The organism is Vibrio sp. S11_S32 (assembly GCF_014694465.1).
Taxonomy (GTDB): Bacteria; Pseudomonadota; Gammaproteobacteria; order Enterobacterales; family Vibrionaceae; genus Vibrio; species Vibrio algicola.
The window spans coordinates 1-14,483 of record NZ_JAAUWS010000054.1 but is presented as its reverse complement, the minus strand read 5'-3'; the positions used below and the strand labels follow the sequence as shown (position 1 = coordinate 14,483).

10 protein-coding genes, 1 tRNA gene and 1 rRNA gene are annotated in these 14,483 nt (G+C 41.9%); 6 read left to right on the top strand and 6 right to left on the bottom strand.

Annotation, left to right across the window (positions count from 1 at the left end):
* Window positions 1–5: 5 nt before the first annotated feature.
* A 5S ribosomal RNA gene (gene rrf / locus HC723_RS14900) occupies window positions 6–121 on the top strand.
* Window positions 122–200: 79 nt separating this feature from the next.
* Window positions 201–291 (top strand) — tRNA-Ser (locus HC723_RS14895).
* Window positions 292–1,080: 789 nt separating this feature from the next.
* Here the strand turns inward: HC723_RS14895 and HC723_RS14890 are convergent.
* From HC723_RS14890 to hemC, 4 genes are read right to left on the bottom strand one after another with little or no spacing between them, the layout of a single operon-like run.
* Window positions 1,081–2,262, bottom strand: coding sequence for a heme biosynthesis protein HemY (locus HC723_RS14890; protein ID WP_153448039.1), 1,182 nt, complete (start codon window positions 2,260–2,262; stop codon window positions 1,081–1,083).
* Window positions 2,262–3,368: a uroporphyrinogen-III C-methyltransferase gene (locus tag HC723_RS14885; RefSeq protein WP_153448038.1), complete on the bottom strand. Its 1,107-nt coding sequence runs from the start codon at window positions 3,366–3,368 to the stop codon at window positions 2,262–2,264. The genes HC723_RS14890 and HC723_RS14885 overlap by 1 nt, the downstream gene beginning before the upstream one ends.
* On the bottom strand, window positions 3,355–4,116 hold the full coding sequence (locus HC723_RS14880) for a uroporphyrinogen-III synthase (RefSeq protein WP_190339638.1): 762 nt from the start codon (window positions 4,114–4,116) through the stop codon (window positions 3,355–3,357). The genes HC723_RS14885 and HC723_RS14880 overlap by 14 nt, the downstream gene beginning before the upstream one ends.
* A 2-nt stretch (window positions 4,117–4,118) precedes the next feature.
* Window positions 4,119–5,054 (bottom strand): hydroxymethylbilane synthase, encoded by a 936-nt coding sequence (hemC, locus tag HC723_RS14875; protein ID WP_153448036.1) that lies wholly within the window; start codon window positions 5,052–5,054, stop codon window positions 4,119–4,121.
* Window positions 5,055–5,310: 256 nt separating this feature from the next.
* Between hemC and HC723_RS14870 the strand changes: the two genes are divergently transcribed.
* Window positions 5,311–7,833: a class I adenylate cyclase gene (locus HC723_RS14870; protein WP_153448035.1), complete on the top strand. Its 2,523-nt coding sequence runs from the start codon at window positions 5,311–5,313 to the stop codon at window positions 7,831–7,833.
* A gap of 126 nt (window positions 7,834–7,959) precedes the next feature.
* On the opposite strand, the gene fadA is transcribed toward HC723_RS14870, so the two are convergent.
* Both fadA and fadB read right to left on the bottom strand, forming a co-directional pair.
* A complete protein-coding gene (gene fadA, locus HC723_RS14865) occupies window positions 7,960–9,126 on the bottom strand; it encodes an acetyl-CoA C-acyltransferase FadA (RefSeq protein ID WP_153448034.1) in 1,167 nt (388 codons plus the stop codon).
* 37 nt (window positions 9,127–9,163) lie between these two features.
* Window positions 9,164–11,329 carry a fatty acid oxidation complex subunit alpha FadB gene (fadB, locus tag HC723_RS14860; protein ID WP_190339637.1) on the bottom strand — a complete coding sequence of 722 codons (2,166 nt, stop codon included), beginning with the start codon at window positions 11,327–11,329 and terminating at the stop codon, window positions 9,164–9,166.
* A gap of 239 nt (window positions 11,330–11,568) precedes the next feature.
* Here fadB and HC723_RS14855 point away from each other — a divergent pair, with 239 nt between their 5' ends.
* Genes HC723_RS14855 through hemG form a run of 3 tightly spaced genes read left to right on the top strand, consistent with a single transcriptional unit; the run spans window position 11,569 to window position 14,224 of the window.
* On the top strand, window positions 11,569–12,186 hold the full coding sequence (locus tag HC723_RS14855) for a YigZ family protein (RefSeq protein ID WP_153448032.1): 618 nt from the start codon (window positions 11,569–11,571) through the stop codon (window positions 12,184–12,186).
* A gap of 53 nt (window positions 12,187–12,239) precedes the next feature.
* Window positions 12,240–13,697, top strand: a complete 1,458-nt coding sequence (locus HC723_RS14850; RefSeq protein ID WP_153448031.1) for a TrkH family potassium uptake protein — start codon at window positions 12,240–12,242, stop codon at window positions 13,695–13,697.
* A gap of 5 nt (window positions 13,698–13,702) precedes the next feature.
* The gene (gene hemG / locus HC723_RS14845; protein ID WP_190339636.1) at window positions 13,703–14,224 is read left to right on the top strand and encodes a menaquinone-dependent protoporphyrinogen IX dehydrogenase; all 522 of its coding nucleotides are present in this window, start codon (window positions 13,703–13,705) and stop codon (window positions 14,222–14,224) included.
* Window positions 14,225–14,483 lie beyond the last annotated feature (259 nt).

Sequence of the window (14,483 nt, the reverse complement as noted above, 5' to 3'; positions counted from 1 at the left end):
TATTGCTTGGCGACCATAGCATTGTGGACCCACCTGATTCCATGCCGAACTCAGAAGTGAAACGCAATAGCGCCGATGGTAGTGTGGGGTTTCCCCATGTGAGAGTAGGACATCGCCAGGCTTGAATAAAAGTATCAGTTTAAAACTGATGGAATACTGTATAAAGCACTCAAATAAGACTTTAGATGGTAACAATTTGTGGAGGGATGGCTGAGTGGTCGAAAGCACCGGTCTTGAAAACCGGCGCCTGTTAATAGCGGGCCTAGGGTTCAAATCCCTATCCCTCCACCACTATTCGAGATAACCCACTGCTTGCAGTGGGTTTTTTCATATCTAACGTTTAAGAATTTAATTTTCTGTAACTGTTTTTTGATGAAAATAAACAAAGTTTCATGTTGTTTATACCAGCTGAAAAACGAACAATGAACTGGGTTTATCTAGCCCCGCGAGTGCATTCGAGTCACCTTTTTGAGCATTCTAACAAACCATTGTCAACGCCACCCATTGTTACTGCCGGTGTAACCCTCTTCAAACTTGCTCTATTGGAGTTAGTTCCGAGATGTTTGATTATGTTTACGTTATCAAATTCATTCGCTAAATCGGCTATATGCCAACCTACACCCCATGATCACGACCGTATGTAGCTCTATTCTGTAATTTGAGAAATTTTCAGATGAGCTGGCATGATGCTTTATATCAATCTGGAAGATTAACTGATTAGGCTTTAGTATCTTGGCGACATTAGTCTGTGACGCTCTGTTTTTCTGAGTGATATGGATGTGACCAATTCTAGAAAGATTGAGTTTCGATGAATACAGAGGCATTTGATTATGCTGAAGATCTTAATTAATACCAATTCCATAAATTTAATGAGCGTTCAAAATTGAGTACAGAGAAAAGTGTCAAAGGCCATAGATGGCCTTTTCTCAAGCGACCAAGGACGGATCAGCGTCTTTTCGGCGCATTCAAATTGATCAAATATTAAATGGAATTGGTATAACACCCTCTAGCGAGTGTTTATCTTAAGCAAAAAAAACCTAGCCGTTTGCTTGGCTAGGTTTTGGTTGTTGAGTTAAATTTCTATTTTGAAGTCATTAAACTTAACGCTTTGCGGGATACATCACCCGCGGCTTGGTGCATATTTTGATGCTCTAAAGCATCGGCAAGATAAGAATAATCTGTAACACTAGCGCGTTGTTTCAATGACTGTTCAAAGGCATTCTGGGCTTCAGGCCACTTATGTTCACGAAGGTAAAGTTGGCCTAGTGTACTGTTGGCTTCGGCGTGATCTTTGCTTTTTTTCACTATTCCTTCTAATAGAACAATGGCTGGATAGGTATCCGGTAAATGGATCTCGGTAAGAAGTGGCAACAATAGAGCGGAAGGTGATTGTTTGAGGCTATCTCTTAATATCACATAAGCCTCAGAATCGCCTTTAGTCTCGATAAGTTGCTCAACCATCAAGCGGACAACATTCTCATCTTGTTTAAGCTTTTTAGGTAAATTGCTCCAATAGGCTAATAAGCCACTGGTGCCTTTTTGAGATCCAATTTCTTCCATTTTTCCTAATTGAACTTGATAATATAGAGTTTGATACTCTTCATTTTGAATAAGCTTGGTCTTTTTTAATTTAGGTAGCAGTTCATCTAACGCCGTCCATAATTGCAGATGTTGATAGGTTTTCTTTAATAAATTTAAGACAATAGTGTTATTGGGATAACGACCCTTCAACTTTTCAAGGTGAGCATGGGCATCAGCGTATTGGTTATTTCTTACCATTTGGCGGATCTGGGTTATCTCTACAGCCAGAGAGTTTTTGTCGAGTTCTAATGCTAAAGCCAGATATTTTTTACGTTTGGTTTCATCACCCATACCTTGCGCGGCTTCTGCGGCAATTAAATGACAAAGGATAGGCATGTCATGATGATTAGCCCAACGAGTCACTTTTTTTTCTGCCGCTTGCCAGTCGCCTTCTAATAATTTAATGATGCCTTCATTGGTATAACGACGTGCGCGTTTTAATTTACGCACACTAAACCAGTTCCAAGTGGCACTACTGGCTCGTAAACCACGTTTAATAATATTTTCAGCAATGTATAAAGCGGCTAATACACCAACCACAAAAATGACTAAGGTAGTGACGCTCATTTCGGTTGTGGTGTTGGCAATTGAGATCAGTACATAACCTTGTTGATCAGAAAATTGAGTGCCAACAAATAAGCCTAAGCCTAAGACAATAAAAAGGAAAATTAATCGAAACATTATTTATCTCCTTTACCCACAACAGTGACTGAGCGACGTAAACGATCGGAAATAACATCGGTTAATGGCTTTTGAGATTTAAGCTTAACCGGATAGTTTACGGTAATATTTTTTTCTTTTAGTTGACGTAAGGCTTGTTCGAATTTCTGTACTTTCAATGAATGTTGATTGAAGTATTTATTCGACCAATCCAGTGCTGCTTGCAAAGATGCTTGATAAATATCATTATTTTCGACATTGACCCCTTTAATTGCCCCCTCTAATTTTGCCTTCATATTTTCTTTAAAATAAAAGTGCTGTTCAGGTGACAGTAGTGGGGTAGCATTGCCATCACGCGTTCTGAAGGTAATGAAATGACCGGTAAAATCTTTGACTGATGTGAGCAGGTTATCTTGCCAATCATTGATGTCTTCCGATACCGCAATATCTTGTTTTTTCTCTTCTTTAGGTAGCAGTGAATTGGCTAATGGAAGCTTGTCAATTTCAGTTTGTAGGCTAATTAAATTTATGATTAGTCCATCACGGTCAATAATAGGTAAGGATTTTAGTTGGGTGATATCTTCTGCCATCGATTTGCGTAAGCTGACTAAGCTTGGATCGTTTAAAGCGGCGATACGTTGATCGGCCGATTGCATTAGTTGAGTTGCAGATTCAATGTCATGTTCTAAAAATAGCTTTCTGCCGGCCATTTTAGTTAAGTAGTCCGCTTCGGCTAATAACCAATCGTTTGGACTGCGACCTTTTATATCGGCTAAGGCAAGCTGCAAACTTTTGATGCTCTTTTGTTGCTGCTCGCTATTGGTGCCCACTTTGTGGATCAAGTGCTGACTGTCTTTTTGAAACTGTTGCTTATTGTCTTGCAGTTGTTGGTTTATATTATTTTGTAATTGAGTAACTTGCGCGCTGAGTTTGCCAATCGTTTTTTGATTTTGGGTATATTGATATTGCTCATAGGCGACAACGGAACCGGCAACCAATAATGCCAATATAATTGCTGCAGTCGCTCGCTTGCTGCCGGGCTTTTTGGTTTTTTTATTGCTTGCCGCTGAATGAGAAGCTTGGCTTGTTTGGGTGACGGCAGCGTTGGTTGAATTATTGTCGGTCATATTTTGATCCTGCTGTATTAGTTTTTCCGCTAATGTATTCCAGTAAAACTGAATTAGCGGCACTTCCTGTATTTATTATATGCGAAAAACCAAGTTGTTTTGCTTGTTGCTCAATACGTATACTTGGGAGATAAAGTTTTAGCTGTTTTATCCAAGCTAGGTAATCATTCGGTGTGTGTGAAATTAGGTAATGTAATTGGTCACTACTGGTGACGACTAATTGTTTGATATTGGCTAATTGCCACTGCGAAAATACGTCTTTAGTTATGGGCAAATAAGATCGTTGATAGATTTCGCTGTAATCAACAGACGCTCCACGTTGTTGTAGAGTTTGATAAATTAACTCGCGCCCACCATTACCCCTTAGAATTAAAATACGCTGATTTTTGACTAACTTCAAAGCTGGTAAGTCCAGTAAGTGTTCACTGTCACTGATTTTAGGTGAGATAACACGCTGCGCACTGTATTGCTGTAATAATTGCGCCGTTTTATTTCCAATAGCAAAGTAGTGGATCTGCGAGGGAAATGGGCGGTGTTGTTGCTTTAAAGTCTGATAAGCCCAATGAACTGCATATTGGCTGACCGCGATGACAATATCGCAATGCTTAAGGGTGCAGTGAAGTGTTTCGTTATCTTTTCCTTGCTCAAATCGCAAAAGAGGGTGGTGCTGACTCTCAATACCGAGTCTGCTTAATTGATAGCATAAATCCGCGCCATCCTCTCCTGGACGAGTTACCAGAACACTCATCGTTAGTCGTGATCAGCGTACAGTTTTTCTAAGATTACTTTAGCGCCATCATTGAGTAATTGATTGGCAAGCGTGACGCCCAGTTGTTCTGCATCCTTACGTAAACCGCGGACTTCACCACGAATAATCGTTGAGCCATCCGGTTCGCCCACTAAACCGCGTAGCCAGATATTGTCGCCATCTAATAGTGAGTAGCTACCAATCGGTACCTGACAACCGCCTTCAAGTGTGAGGTTCATGGCGCGCTCACATAATACTCGGTCTTGGGTGTCGGTATGATTGAGAGGAGCAAGCAGTTTTAGTAAACGTTCATCATCCAGTCGGCATTCAATCCCAACTGCGCCTTGGCCTACTGCTGGCAGAGATTCTTCTGGTTCAATAAAGCTACGAATGCGATCTTCAAGTTTGAGACGCTTTAGACCTGCCGCAGCTAATACGATCGCATCATATTCACCGGCATCGAGTTTCCCTAAGCGGGTTCCGACGTTGCCACGTAAATCTTTGATGATCAGATCAGGGCGACGTTCTTTTAATTGGCATTGGCGACGTAAGCTACAAGTACCAACCACCGCACCTTGTGGCAGCGCATCGACGTTAGGGTAGGTGCTTGACACAAAAGCATCGCGCGGATCTTCGCGTTCACAAATGGTGACTAGGCCTAAACCGTCAGGAAAATCGACAGGTACATCTTTCATTGAATGCACGGCTAAATCGGCGCGTCCTTCTAGCATTGCTACTTCGAGTTCTTTAACGAATAAACCTTTACCACCAACTTTTGCCAAAGGAGTGTCTAAGATAATATCCCCTTTAGTTACCATCGTGACTAGTTCTACTTCTAGGCCCGGATGAGCTTGCTGTAAGGCATCTCTAACATAATAAGCTTGCCATAGAGCGAGAGGGCTTTTTCGAGTCGCGATACGAATTGGAGTGGTAGACATAAGGAACCTTTTTAATCAATTTTGTTATTACTCATCCTAACATTCTTAACTTAAAACGCTTACTTTTAGCGCCAAAATTTTGATAAACAACCGATAAGCATAGGTAAATAGGTGATAGAGACTAAAGTGGTAGGATGATAAAGTTGTATAATGTTTACCCTTTTATAAAAAAGTGTTAGATTGATCACAGTTTTAGCTTGCTCCACAATAGTAAGCCAAGGTTCTCTTATTCATATAGTAGTGCTAGGAATTTATCTTGCAGGCATACACCCAATCATTAATACAAAAGCTAGATGCGCTTAATCAGCAAAGGATTGAGCGAGCTTTGTCATTGATGGATAAAACCAGCCAACAAGTTTTCCACCTTATTCCTACGCTATTGCACTTCAATCATACTCAGCTACCAGGTTTTTCTGGCGATAACACGCCGAGTGGTATTGCAAACTTTACCCTGACTGATATTCAGCAGCAGTTATTGCTCGATATGTTGGGTTATGAGGCAACAGTAAGCCATTCTGATCCAACTCAACATATTCGTTCTTTATACACCATGGGAAGCACTTCGTCGGTAGGGCAAAGTTCTTCAAGTGATTTAGATATTTGGGTGTGTATCTCATCAGAAATGCGATTGGAAGATAGGGTTCTGTTGAGCAACAAATGTTTAGCCGTTACTGAATGGGCGAAAGGCTTTGGTGTTGAAGCCAATTTCTTCTTAATGGATGAAAATCGTTTTCGTACTAATCAATCTGAAGAAATGACTGGTGATAATTGTGGCTCATCGCAACACCTTTTATTGTTAGATGAATTTTATCGTTCAGCGGTTCGTCTTGCTGGGCAACGATTGCTATGGAAAATCGTGCCACCTGAAATGGAAGAGTGCTACGACGAATATGTCGAGCAACTGTGTGGAAGTGGCCAGCTAGATTGTTCTGAATGGATCGACTTTGGTCAGTTGCACCGTATTCCTGCAGAAGAGTATTTTGGATCCAACCTGTGGCAGCTATATAAAAGTATCGATTCACCTTACAAATCAGTTTTGAAAGCGATTTTATTGGAGTCTTATTCTTGGGAGTACCCAAATCCTCAATTATTGAGTGTTGATACTAAGCGTCGATTTTTTGCCTGCGAGCAGAAAGAATATGGCATGGATAGTTATTATCTAATGCTGGAAAAAGTGACTCGTTATCTTGAACGTATTGGCGATCAACGCCGACTAGAGTTAGTGCGTCGGTGTTTCTATTTAAAAACGCATGAAAAATTATCCCGTTCGGCAGGGGACAACCATGTTGCGTGGCGTCATTCGGCGATTCAAGATTTGGTTTCCGATTGGGGCTGGTCTGATGCGCTGATTGAAGAATTAGACAACCGTCGCCATTGGAAAGTGGAACAAGTAAAAAAGGTACATCACGAGTTGCTTGATGCTTTAATGCTGAGCTACCGTAATTTGATCCAATTTGCCCGTCGCCATGACATTACCTCGGCGATAAGCCCGCAAGATATTAGTATTTTGGCGCGTAAACTGTACGCTGCATTTGAAACTCTGCCAGGCAAAGTGACATTATTAAATTCACAAATATCGCCTGATTTACATGAACCTAATTTAACCTTTATTCAAGTACCGCAAGGACGAACTAATCAACCGGGCTGGTATCTGTATAAACATGCGCTTGATCCTTATGAAATATTAGGAAAAGCACCGTTAGAGCATAATCAATATTTAAGTAAATTAGTGGCGTGGGCATTTTTTAATGGCTTGATCACTGAAGGTACACATCTAGAAGCTGTCGTTCGTGATGCACAACTGGATATGGATAAGCTTTATCAAATGGTGAGTGACTTACGCAATACTTTTTCTTTGCGTAAACGCCAACCGACCATGCAAGCCCTAGGTAGCCCGTGCGAAGTGAGTCAGCTGTCTATTTTTATTAATCTAGAAAGCGATCCGACGGCTAATTTAACGACTCAGCAGTTAAAAGGTGCCCAGAAGAATGTTGATATCTTTAGTTTTTCTGAGCAGCAGCAATGTTTGGTTACCAGTGTCGATTTAGTGTATCGCAACTCATGGCATGAAGTCAGAACACTGCACTTTTCGGGCCAAAATGCGATTATAGAAGCGCTGAAAACCATTTTAGGAAAAATGCACCAAGACGCTCGCCCGCCAGAGTCGGTTGATGTGTTCTGTTATAGCCAAAATATGCGCGGCATGATGCGTAATATGGTGTATCAATTGCTGGCTGAGTGTATCGATCTACGTTTGAAACCGGTTGAGAATGAAAAGCGTCGCCGCTTTAAAGTGCTCAAAGTAGCAAACCAAATGTATGGTTTATTCTTTGAACGACGTGGTGTATCGGTGATGAAGCTAGAGAACTCGATTGATTTTTACAGCAATATTTCGAGTAATAAATTACAAGGCTCGGCAGTGCTGGTTGCGGGTAAGAACCAAGAATTACCACCACCAGATGTCGTGGATGCGTTTGCTAGTGAAGGCTTGATCCAGTTCTTTTTTGAAGATGATGGTGACGGATTTAATATTTACGTGTTGGATGAAGCCAATAATGTGGAAGTTTATCGCCAGTTTGATGGTGATAAAGATGCGATGATCAGTAACGTAAATCGCTTTTACACCACCAATAGCCATGAAGGCGAAGAATTGAAGTGTAATTTTAACTTGCCTCAGTACTACCAAGTGATCCACCCAAATGAAGGGGAGAGCTATGTGGTGCCTTATCGCAGTACTGGTTCTGGTTCATCTGGCCAAGTTGAGGTTAGTGCTTCCTAGTTTTCGATTCCGATATTGATAAGTAATAAAAAGGCTTCTGATACTTTCTTTTAATCTGAAAGGTATCAGAAGCCTTTTTTTGTTGTATTCAGCAACAATATAGAGCTAAGCGTATTTTTCTGGCGTTTATTCTACCCGTTCAAATACCGTGGCAATACCTTGACCTAAACCAATACACATAGTGGCTAAACCAAATTGTACATCATTACTTTCCATTAAGTTGATGAGAGTGGTTGAGATCCGAGAGCCAGAACACCCAAGTGGATGGCCAAGAGCAATCGCCCCACCGTTAAGATTCACTTTTTCTTCCATGACATCCAGTAAACCAAGATCTTTGGCACAAGGTAGTGCTTGAGCCGCAAACGCTTCATTAAGCTCAATCATACCCATATCCTGGATACTCAAGCCAGCGCGTTGCAGTGCTTTTTGAGTAGCAGGAACAGGGCCGTAACCCATGGTAGATGGATCACAGCCGGCGACGGCCATAGAACGAATTCGGGCACGAATAGGCAAACCTAACTCTTTGGCTTTTTGTTCACTCATTACGAGCATGGCAGAAGCACCATCAGATAATGCAGAAGATGTTCCTGCTGTCACGGTGCCATTGGCCGGATCAAATACCGGGCGCAATTGAGAGAGGGTTTCCACTGTTGTCTCTGGGCGGATTACTTCATCATAATCAAACAAAGCAAGTGAACCGTCAGCTAAATGACCTTCCATCGGTAGGATTTCATTTTTAAAACGTCCTTCAACCGTTGCTGCTTGAGCACGACGATGCGAGCGAGCACCGAATTCATCTTGAGCTTCACGACTAATGCCATGTACTTTACCCAGCATTTCAGCGGTCAGTCCCATCATGCCAGATGCTTTCGCAATGTTTTTCGCGAGCCCCGGGTGGAAGTCGACGCCGTGATTCATTGGGACATGACCCATGTGTTCCACACCACCAATTAAGCAAATTTGTGCATCGCCAACCATGATGGCTCGTGATGCATCGTGCAGAGCTTGCATCGATGATCCACATAAGCGGTTAACCGTTACTGCGCCAACATTTTTAGGAATACCCGCTAATAATGCAGCGTTACGGGCAATATTAAAGCCTTGTTCGAGTGTTTGCTGGACACAACCCCAATACACATCTTCAATTTCTTTTGGATCGACTTTTGGATTTCGTTTTAAAATCCCTTTCATTAAATGTGCGGACAGATCTTCAGCACGAACATGACGAAATGCCCCAGCCTTTGAGCGACCCATAGGGGTACGAATACAATCAACAATTACTACATTATTCATTCTGCTTTTCCTTAAACTAATCGCTTATCCAAAATCGTTATACCGCAGCCTGTTGGCTTGAGTAGAAAGTCTCATTTTTCTCTGCCATATCAATTAATAGCTGAGGGACCTGATACATAGGGCTTAGCTCTTGGTATTGAGCGGCAGCTTGGATATAAGTTTGAATGCCAATACTGTCTAGGTAACGGAAAACACCGCCACGGAATGGAGGGAAGCCCAGTCCATAAACCAGTGCCATATCCGCTTCTTGTGGCGTCGCAATAATGCCTTGTTGTAGGCAGAGAACCACTTCATTAATCATAGGGATCATGGTGCGGTTAATGATTTCTTCATCTGAGAAGTCTTTACTTTCAGCAGCAATATCAGCAAAGAGTGCGAGTACTTCGTTATCAAATTTTTTGCTTGGTTTGCCTTTACGGTCGAGGGAGTAAGCATAAAAGCCACTGCCATTCTTCTGGCCAAATTTATTAGCATCATATAAAGCACCAATGGCATCTGGGCCGTTTTTACCCATACGCTCAGGGAAACCTTGCGCCATTACATCTTGTGCATGATGAGCAGTATCAAGCCCGACCACATCAAGTAGATATGCAGGCCCCATTGGCCAACCAAACTTACGCTCCATCACTTTATCAATTTGAGTGAAATCAGCACCATCACGCAGCAATAAACTAAAGCCACCAAAATAAGGGAACAGAACACGGTTGACGAAGAAGCCAGGGCAATCATTGACTACGATTGGCGACTTACCCATTTGCGCTGCGTATGCGACCACACGATTAATGGTTTCATCCGAAGTCTGTTCACCGCGAATAATTTCTACTAGCGGCATGCGATGTACTGGGTTAAAAAAGTGCATACCACAGAAATTTTCTGGGTGCTTGACTGATTTAGCCAGTAAGTTAATTGGAATGGTTGAAGTATTTGATGCTAATACCGTGCCTTCGGCTGCATGCACTTCAACTTCGGCCAATACTGCGGCTTTGACTTTTGGGTTTTCCACCACGGCTTCAACGATAATATCGGCTTGTTCAATTCCTGCGTAGTGAAGGCTTGGGGTAATAGAACCAAGTACTTTTGACAACTTAAAGCCATCAATACGACCTCGCTCTAATTGCTTATTCAGTAATTTAGATGCTTCGGTCATGCCTAGATCAAGCGATGGCTGGGCAATATCTTTCATCAATACCGGAACACCTTTCGATGCTGATTGATAAGCAATGCCGCCACCCATGATCCCTGCGCCTAATACCGCTGCGCGTTCGGTTTTTGGTGCGGCCTTCGCTGATTTTTTAGCAAGTCCTTTGATGTATTGGTCATTTAAAAACAAACCAATTAAAGATTGTGCCACTTCGGTTTGAGCCATTTTGATAAAGTATTTACGTTCAATATCAAGTGCAGCATCACGGTGAGATGTTGAGGCTTCTTCAATTGCTTTAACTGAGGCTATCGGCGCTGGATAATGAGGCAGGGATTTTTGAGAGATCATCCCTTTTGCCATGGTGAAACTCATCAAGGATTCAATTTTACTGAGTGATAGTGGCGCTGTTTTTTGGCTACGACGAGCTTGCCAATCAATTTGGCCTTGTTGTGCTTGTTTGATAGTACTTATGGCAGAAGCTTGCAGGGCATCGGTTTCTACAATGGCATCGAGTAAACCAATTTTAATCGCTTCATCGGCGCGCAGTTGCTTGGCGGTGGCAATAAGCTCCATTGCATTATCGGCGCCAAGAATACGCGGCATACGCACGGTGCCACCAAAACCAGGAATAATGCCCAATTTGGTTTCCGGTAATCCTATCACTGCGGTGGCATCACCAATTCGCAGATCGGTAGATAGAATCAACTCGCACCCGCCACCTAAAGCAAAACCGCGAATAACAGAAAGCGTCGGGAAAGGCAGATCTTCTAATTTACAAAAAATATCGTTGGCATATTTGACCCAGTGATCGAGCTCTTCGGTCGGCTTGGCAAATAATCCTAAGAACTCTTTGATATCAGCGCCCACAATAAAGGCATCTTTTTCAGATGAAATAATTAAGCCTTGAATACCATTGTGAGATTTAATCGCATCGAGCGCGCTGTCAAAAGTACTAAGCGTTTTGGTGTTGAGGGTATTTACAGACGATTCAGCATTAAACGTTAGTTGAGCAATGCCGTCTTGTAATTCCTTCACGTATAGGGATGAGTCTTGGTAAATCATTGTTTATCTCCATGACGAACAAAGGTATTGCGGATAGATCTTATTACGTATTGACCATCGCAAATTCATTATAGTTATTATCTGGTTTGACCAGGTCCTTTTAGTGTTGATCGGTCAAATGTTAACTGCAATACATTTTTCAAACAATTGTTTAACTTTTGTGGGCTCGGTCATTTAACCACCAGTTAACTTGTTGATTTATGCTAAACTCGAACGATTGTTTTTTATTGTTAACGCTTATGAATGACCAACCTTATTTGATCCCGATTGCTAGCACTGAATTTGAAGAAGAAATTAAGAAAAGTGTATTTATTACACATTTGGCGCATACCCCAAGTGTTGAGATGGCGAAAAACTTTATCGAGCAAGTAAAAAGCCAACATGCCAGTGCGAGGCATAATTGTTGGGGATTTGTCGCGGGGAGGCCAGAAGATTCTTTGCTATGGGGCTTTAGCGATGATGGCGAGCCATCGGGTACGGCAGGTAAACCTATCTTAGCGCAGTTATCGGGTTCTGGTGTTGGTGAACTAACGGCGGTAGTGACTCGTTACTCTGGTGGAATCAAACTTGGAACTGGTGGCTTGGTCAAGGCGTATGGTGGTGGAGTTCAACAAGCACTCAAGCAACTTCAAACAATTGAAAAAAAAATCACAACTCAAGTACAGCTAGAGTTAGACTACGCTTTAATGCCGTTGGTGCAATCGGTGATGGCACAATTTCAAGCATCACAAATAGAGGCAAACTTTGGCTCTCATATTCTATTAGTGGTTGAGGTAGATATAAGAGAGTGCGCGGTATTTACACAGGCTTTAATTAATAAATCGAGCGCCAGAGTGCGTATTAGTGAGCTTCAATGATAGAAGCTGTTTTTATTTAAAAGGAACTTTGAAGCTCGTCTTCATTATTGACTATGCAGTTTCGATCAATCATTCGCATCATCGGCTTATTATTGGCCTTATTTAGCTTATCAATGTTGGCCCCTGCGCTGGTGGCTTTGTTGTATCGCGATGGTGCTGGTGTGCCTTTCATTACCACTTTTTTTGTCTTGTTAATCTGTGGTGGCTTGTGTTGGTTGCTCAACCGAGATCAAAAGAAAGAACTGAAGTCTCGCGATGGTTTTTTGATCGTGGTGTTATTCTGGGTGGTTATCGGCAGTGCGGGCTCATTACCGTTTTTATTATCTAATAATCCCAATGTTTCTATTACAGATGCTTTTTTTGAATCGTTTTCTGCTTTAACCACAACTGGCGCGACGGTGTTAGTTGGCTTAGATGAACTGCCAAAAGCTATTTTGTTTTACCGCCAATTTTTACAATGGTTTGGTGGGATGGGTATCATTGTACTAGCCGTCGCTATTTTACCTATCTTAGGTATCGGTGGTATGCAGCTTTATCGCGCTGAAATTCCAGGCCCGGTAAAAGATAACAAAATGACACCTCGTATCGCGGAGACAGCAAAAGTCTTATGGTATATCTATCTAAGCTTAACGGTTGCCTGTGCGGCTGCGTTTTGGTTAGCCGGTATGAGTTTGTTTGATGCGATATGTCATAGCTTCTCGACTATTGCGATCGGTGGTTTCTCTACTCACGATGCTAGTATGGGTTATTTCAACAGCCCGGTGATCAATATGATCACGGTAATATTCTTGTTGATTTCGGCGTGTAATTTCTCTCTTCACTTTGCGGCTTTTTCTTCCGGTGGTGTTCACCCTAAATATTATTGGCGCGATCCTGAGTTTCGTGCCTTTATCGTGATCCAATTCTTATTGTTTTTATTATGCTTTGTTATTCTGCTAGTGCATCAGACAGAGTTAACAACATTTGAAACGTTTGACCAAGTACTGTTTCAAACGGTATCGATATCCACTACTGCAGGTTTTACCACAACAGGTTTTTCTCAGTGGCCACTATTTTTACCTGTGCTGTTATTGTTCTCTTCATTTATCGGTGGATGTGCGGGTTCTACTGGCGGGGGGTTAAAGGTGATTCGAGTGTTATTACTCACCCTGCAAGGAGGGCGAGAGTTAAAACGCTTAGTTCACCCTAGAGCGGTATACCCCATTAAGATTGGCGGTAAGGTATTGTCTCAACGAGTGGTTGATGCTGTTTGGGGGTTTTTCTCAGCTTATGCGCTGGTTTTTGTTTTGTGTATGTTGGGTTTGATTGCTTCAGGTATGGACGAGCTAAGTGCATTTTCTGCAGTCGCCGCCACACTTAATAACCTTGGACCAGGCTTGGGAGAGGTCGCGGTTCACTTTGCTAATGTTAATGACAGTGCTAAGTGGGTTTTGATTATTTCTATGCTGTTTGGTCGTCTCGAAGTATTTACTTTACTTATTTTATTTACCCCTACATTTTGGAAGAGTTAGTTGTTGTGAAAAAATATCTCATATTATATTCAACCACAGATGGTCAAACCCATAAAATTGCCAACCATATTGCTAATCAGATTGGTGTAGAAAATTGCCAGTTATTGAACCTTATAGAAGCGGATGATGTCGATTTGACGCAGTATGAAAAAGTGATTATAGGTGCTTCTATTCGCTATGGGCACTTCAATAAAAAGCTATATAGCTTTATCAATAAGAATGAGCAACAGCTTCAAGCGATGGAGTCTTTTTTTTATGGCGTCAACTTAACCGCTCGTAAAGAAGGAAAGGACACGCCTGAAGGAAGTAGTTATATCCAAAAGTTTTTAGTTAAATCTACCTGGCAACCAAAATTGATTGGTGTGTTTGCTGGTGCGCTTTATTATCCTCGTTATCGTTGGTTAGACCGAGTAATGATCCGTCTTATTATGACGATGACTGGTGGTGAGACTGATACCAGTAAAGAAGTTGAGTATACCAATTGGGAAAAAGTCACTGAGTTTGCTCTCCAGATTAAACAAAAGTAGAGAAAAGCACCAGTTTTCCACTTTTTCGTTCCTTTTTTATTCGAACAGTAAAAAAAACAATAAAAATGCAAAATAGGCCTTGCCAATGTGACGGTGATCTCTATAATGCGACCTCACTGACACGGAGCACAGAGCCTAACGGCCGCAACGAGTCAGAGGTCATAACCTTCTCAAAAAGGTTAACGAAAAAAGATTGCAGAAAGTGTTTGACACGCTCAATCAAATCGTTAAAATGGCCGCCCTGTTCAACGAGACGCAA

Coding starts and splice junctions, on each gene's coding strand:
- HC723_RS14890 (WP_153448039.1), bottom strand. CDS start 2,262: ATGTTTCGATTAATTTTCCTTTTTATTGTCTTAGGCTTAGGCTTATTT.
- HC723_RS14885 (WP_153448038.1), bottom strand. CDS start 3,368: ATGACCGACAATAATTCAACCAACGCTGCCGTCACCCAAACAAGCCAA.
- HC723_RS14880 (WP_190339638.1), bottom strand. CDS start 4,116: ATGAGTGTTCTGGTAACTCGTCCAGGAGAGGATGGCGCGGATTTATGC.
- hemC (WP_153448036.1), bottom strand. CDS start 5,054: ATGTCTACCACTCCAATTCGTATCGCGACTCGAAAAAGCCCTCTCGCT.
- fadA (WP_153448034.1), bottom strand. CDS start 9,126: ATGAATAATGTAGTAATTGTTGATTGTATTCGTACCCCTATGGGTCGC.
- fadB (WP_190339637.1), bottom strand. CDS start 11,329: ATGATTTACCAAGACTCATCCCTATACGTGAAGGAATTACAAGACGGC.
- HC723_RS14855 (WP_153448032.1), top strand. CDS start 11,569: ATGAATGACCAACCTTATTTGATCCCGATTGCTAGCACTGAATTTGAA.
- HC723_RS14850 (WP_153448031.1), top strand. CDS start 12,240: ATGCAGTTTCGATCAATCATTCGCATCATCGGCTTATTATTGGCCTTA.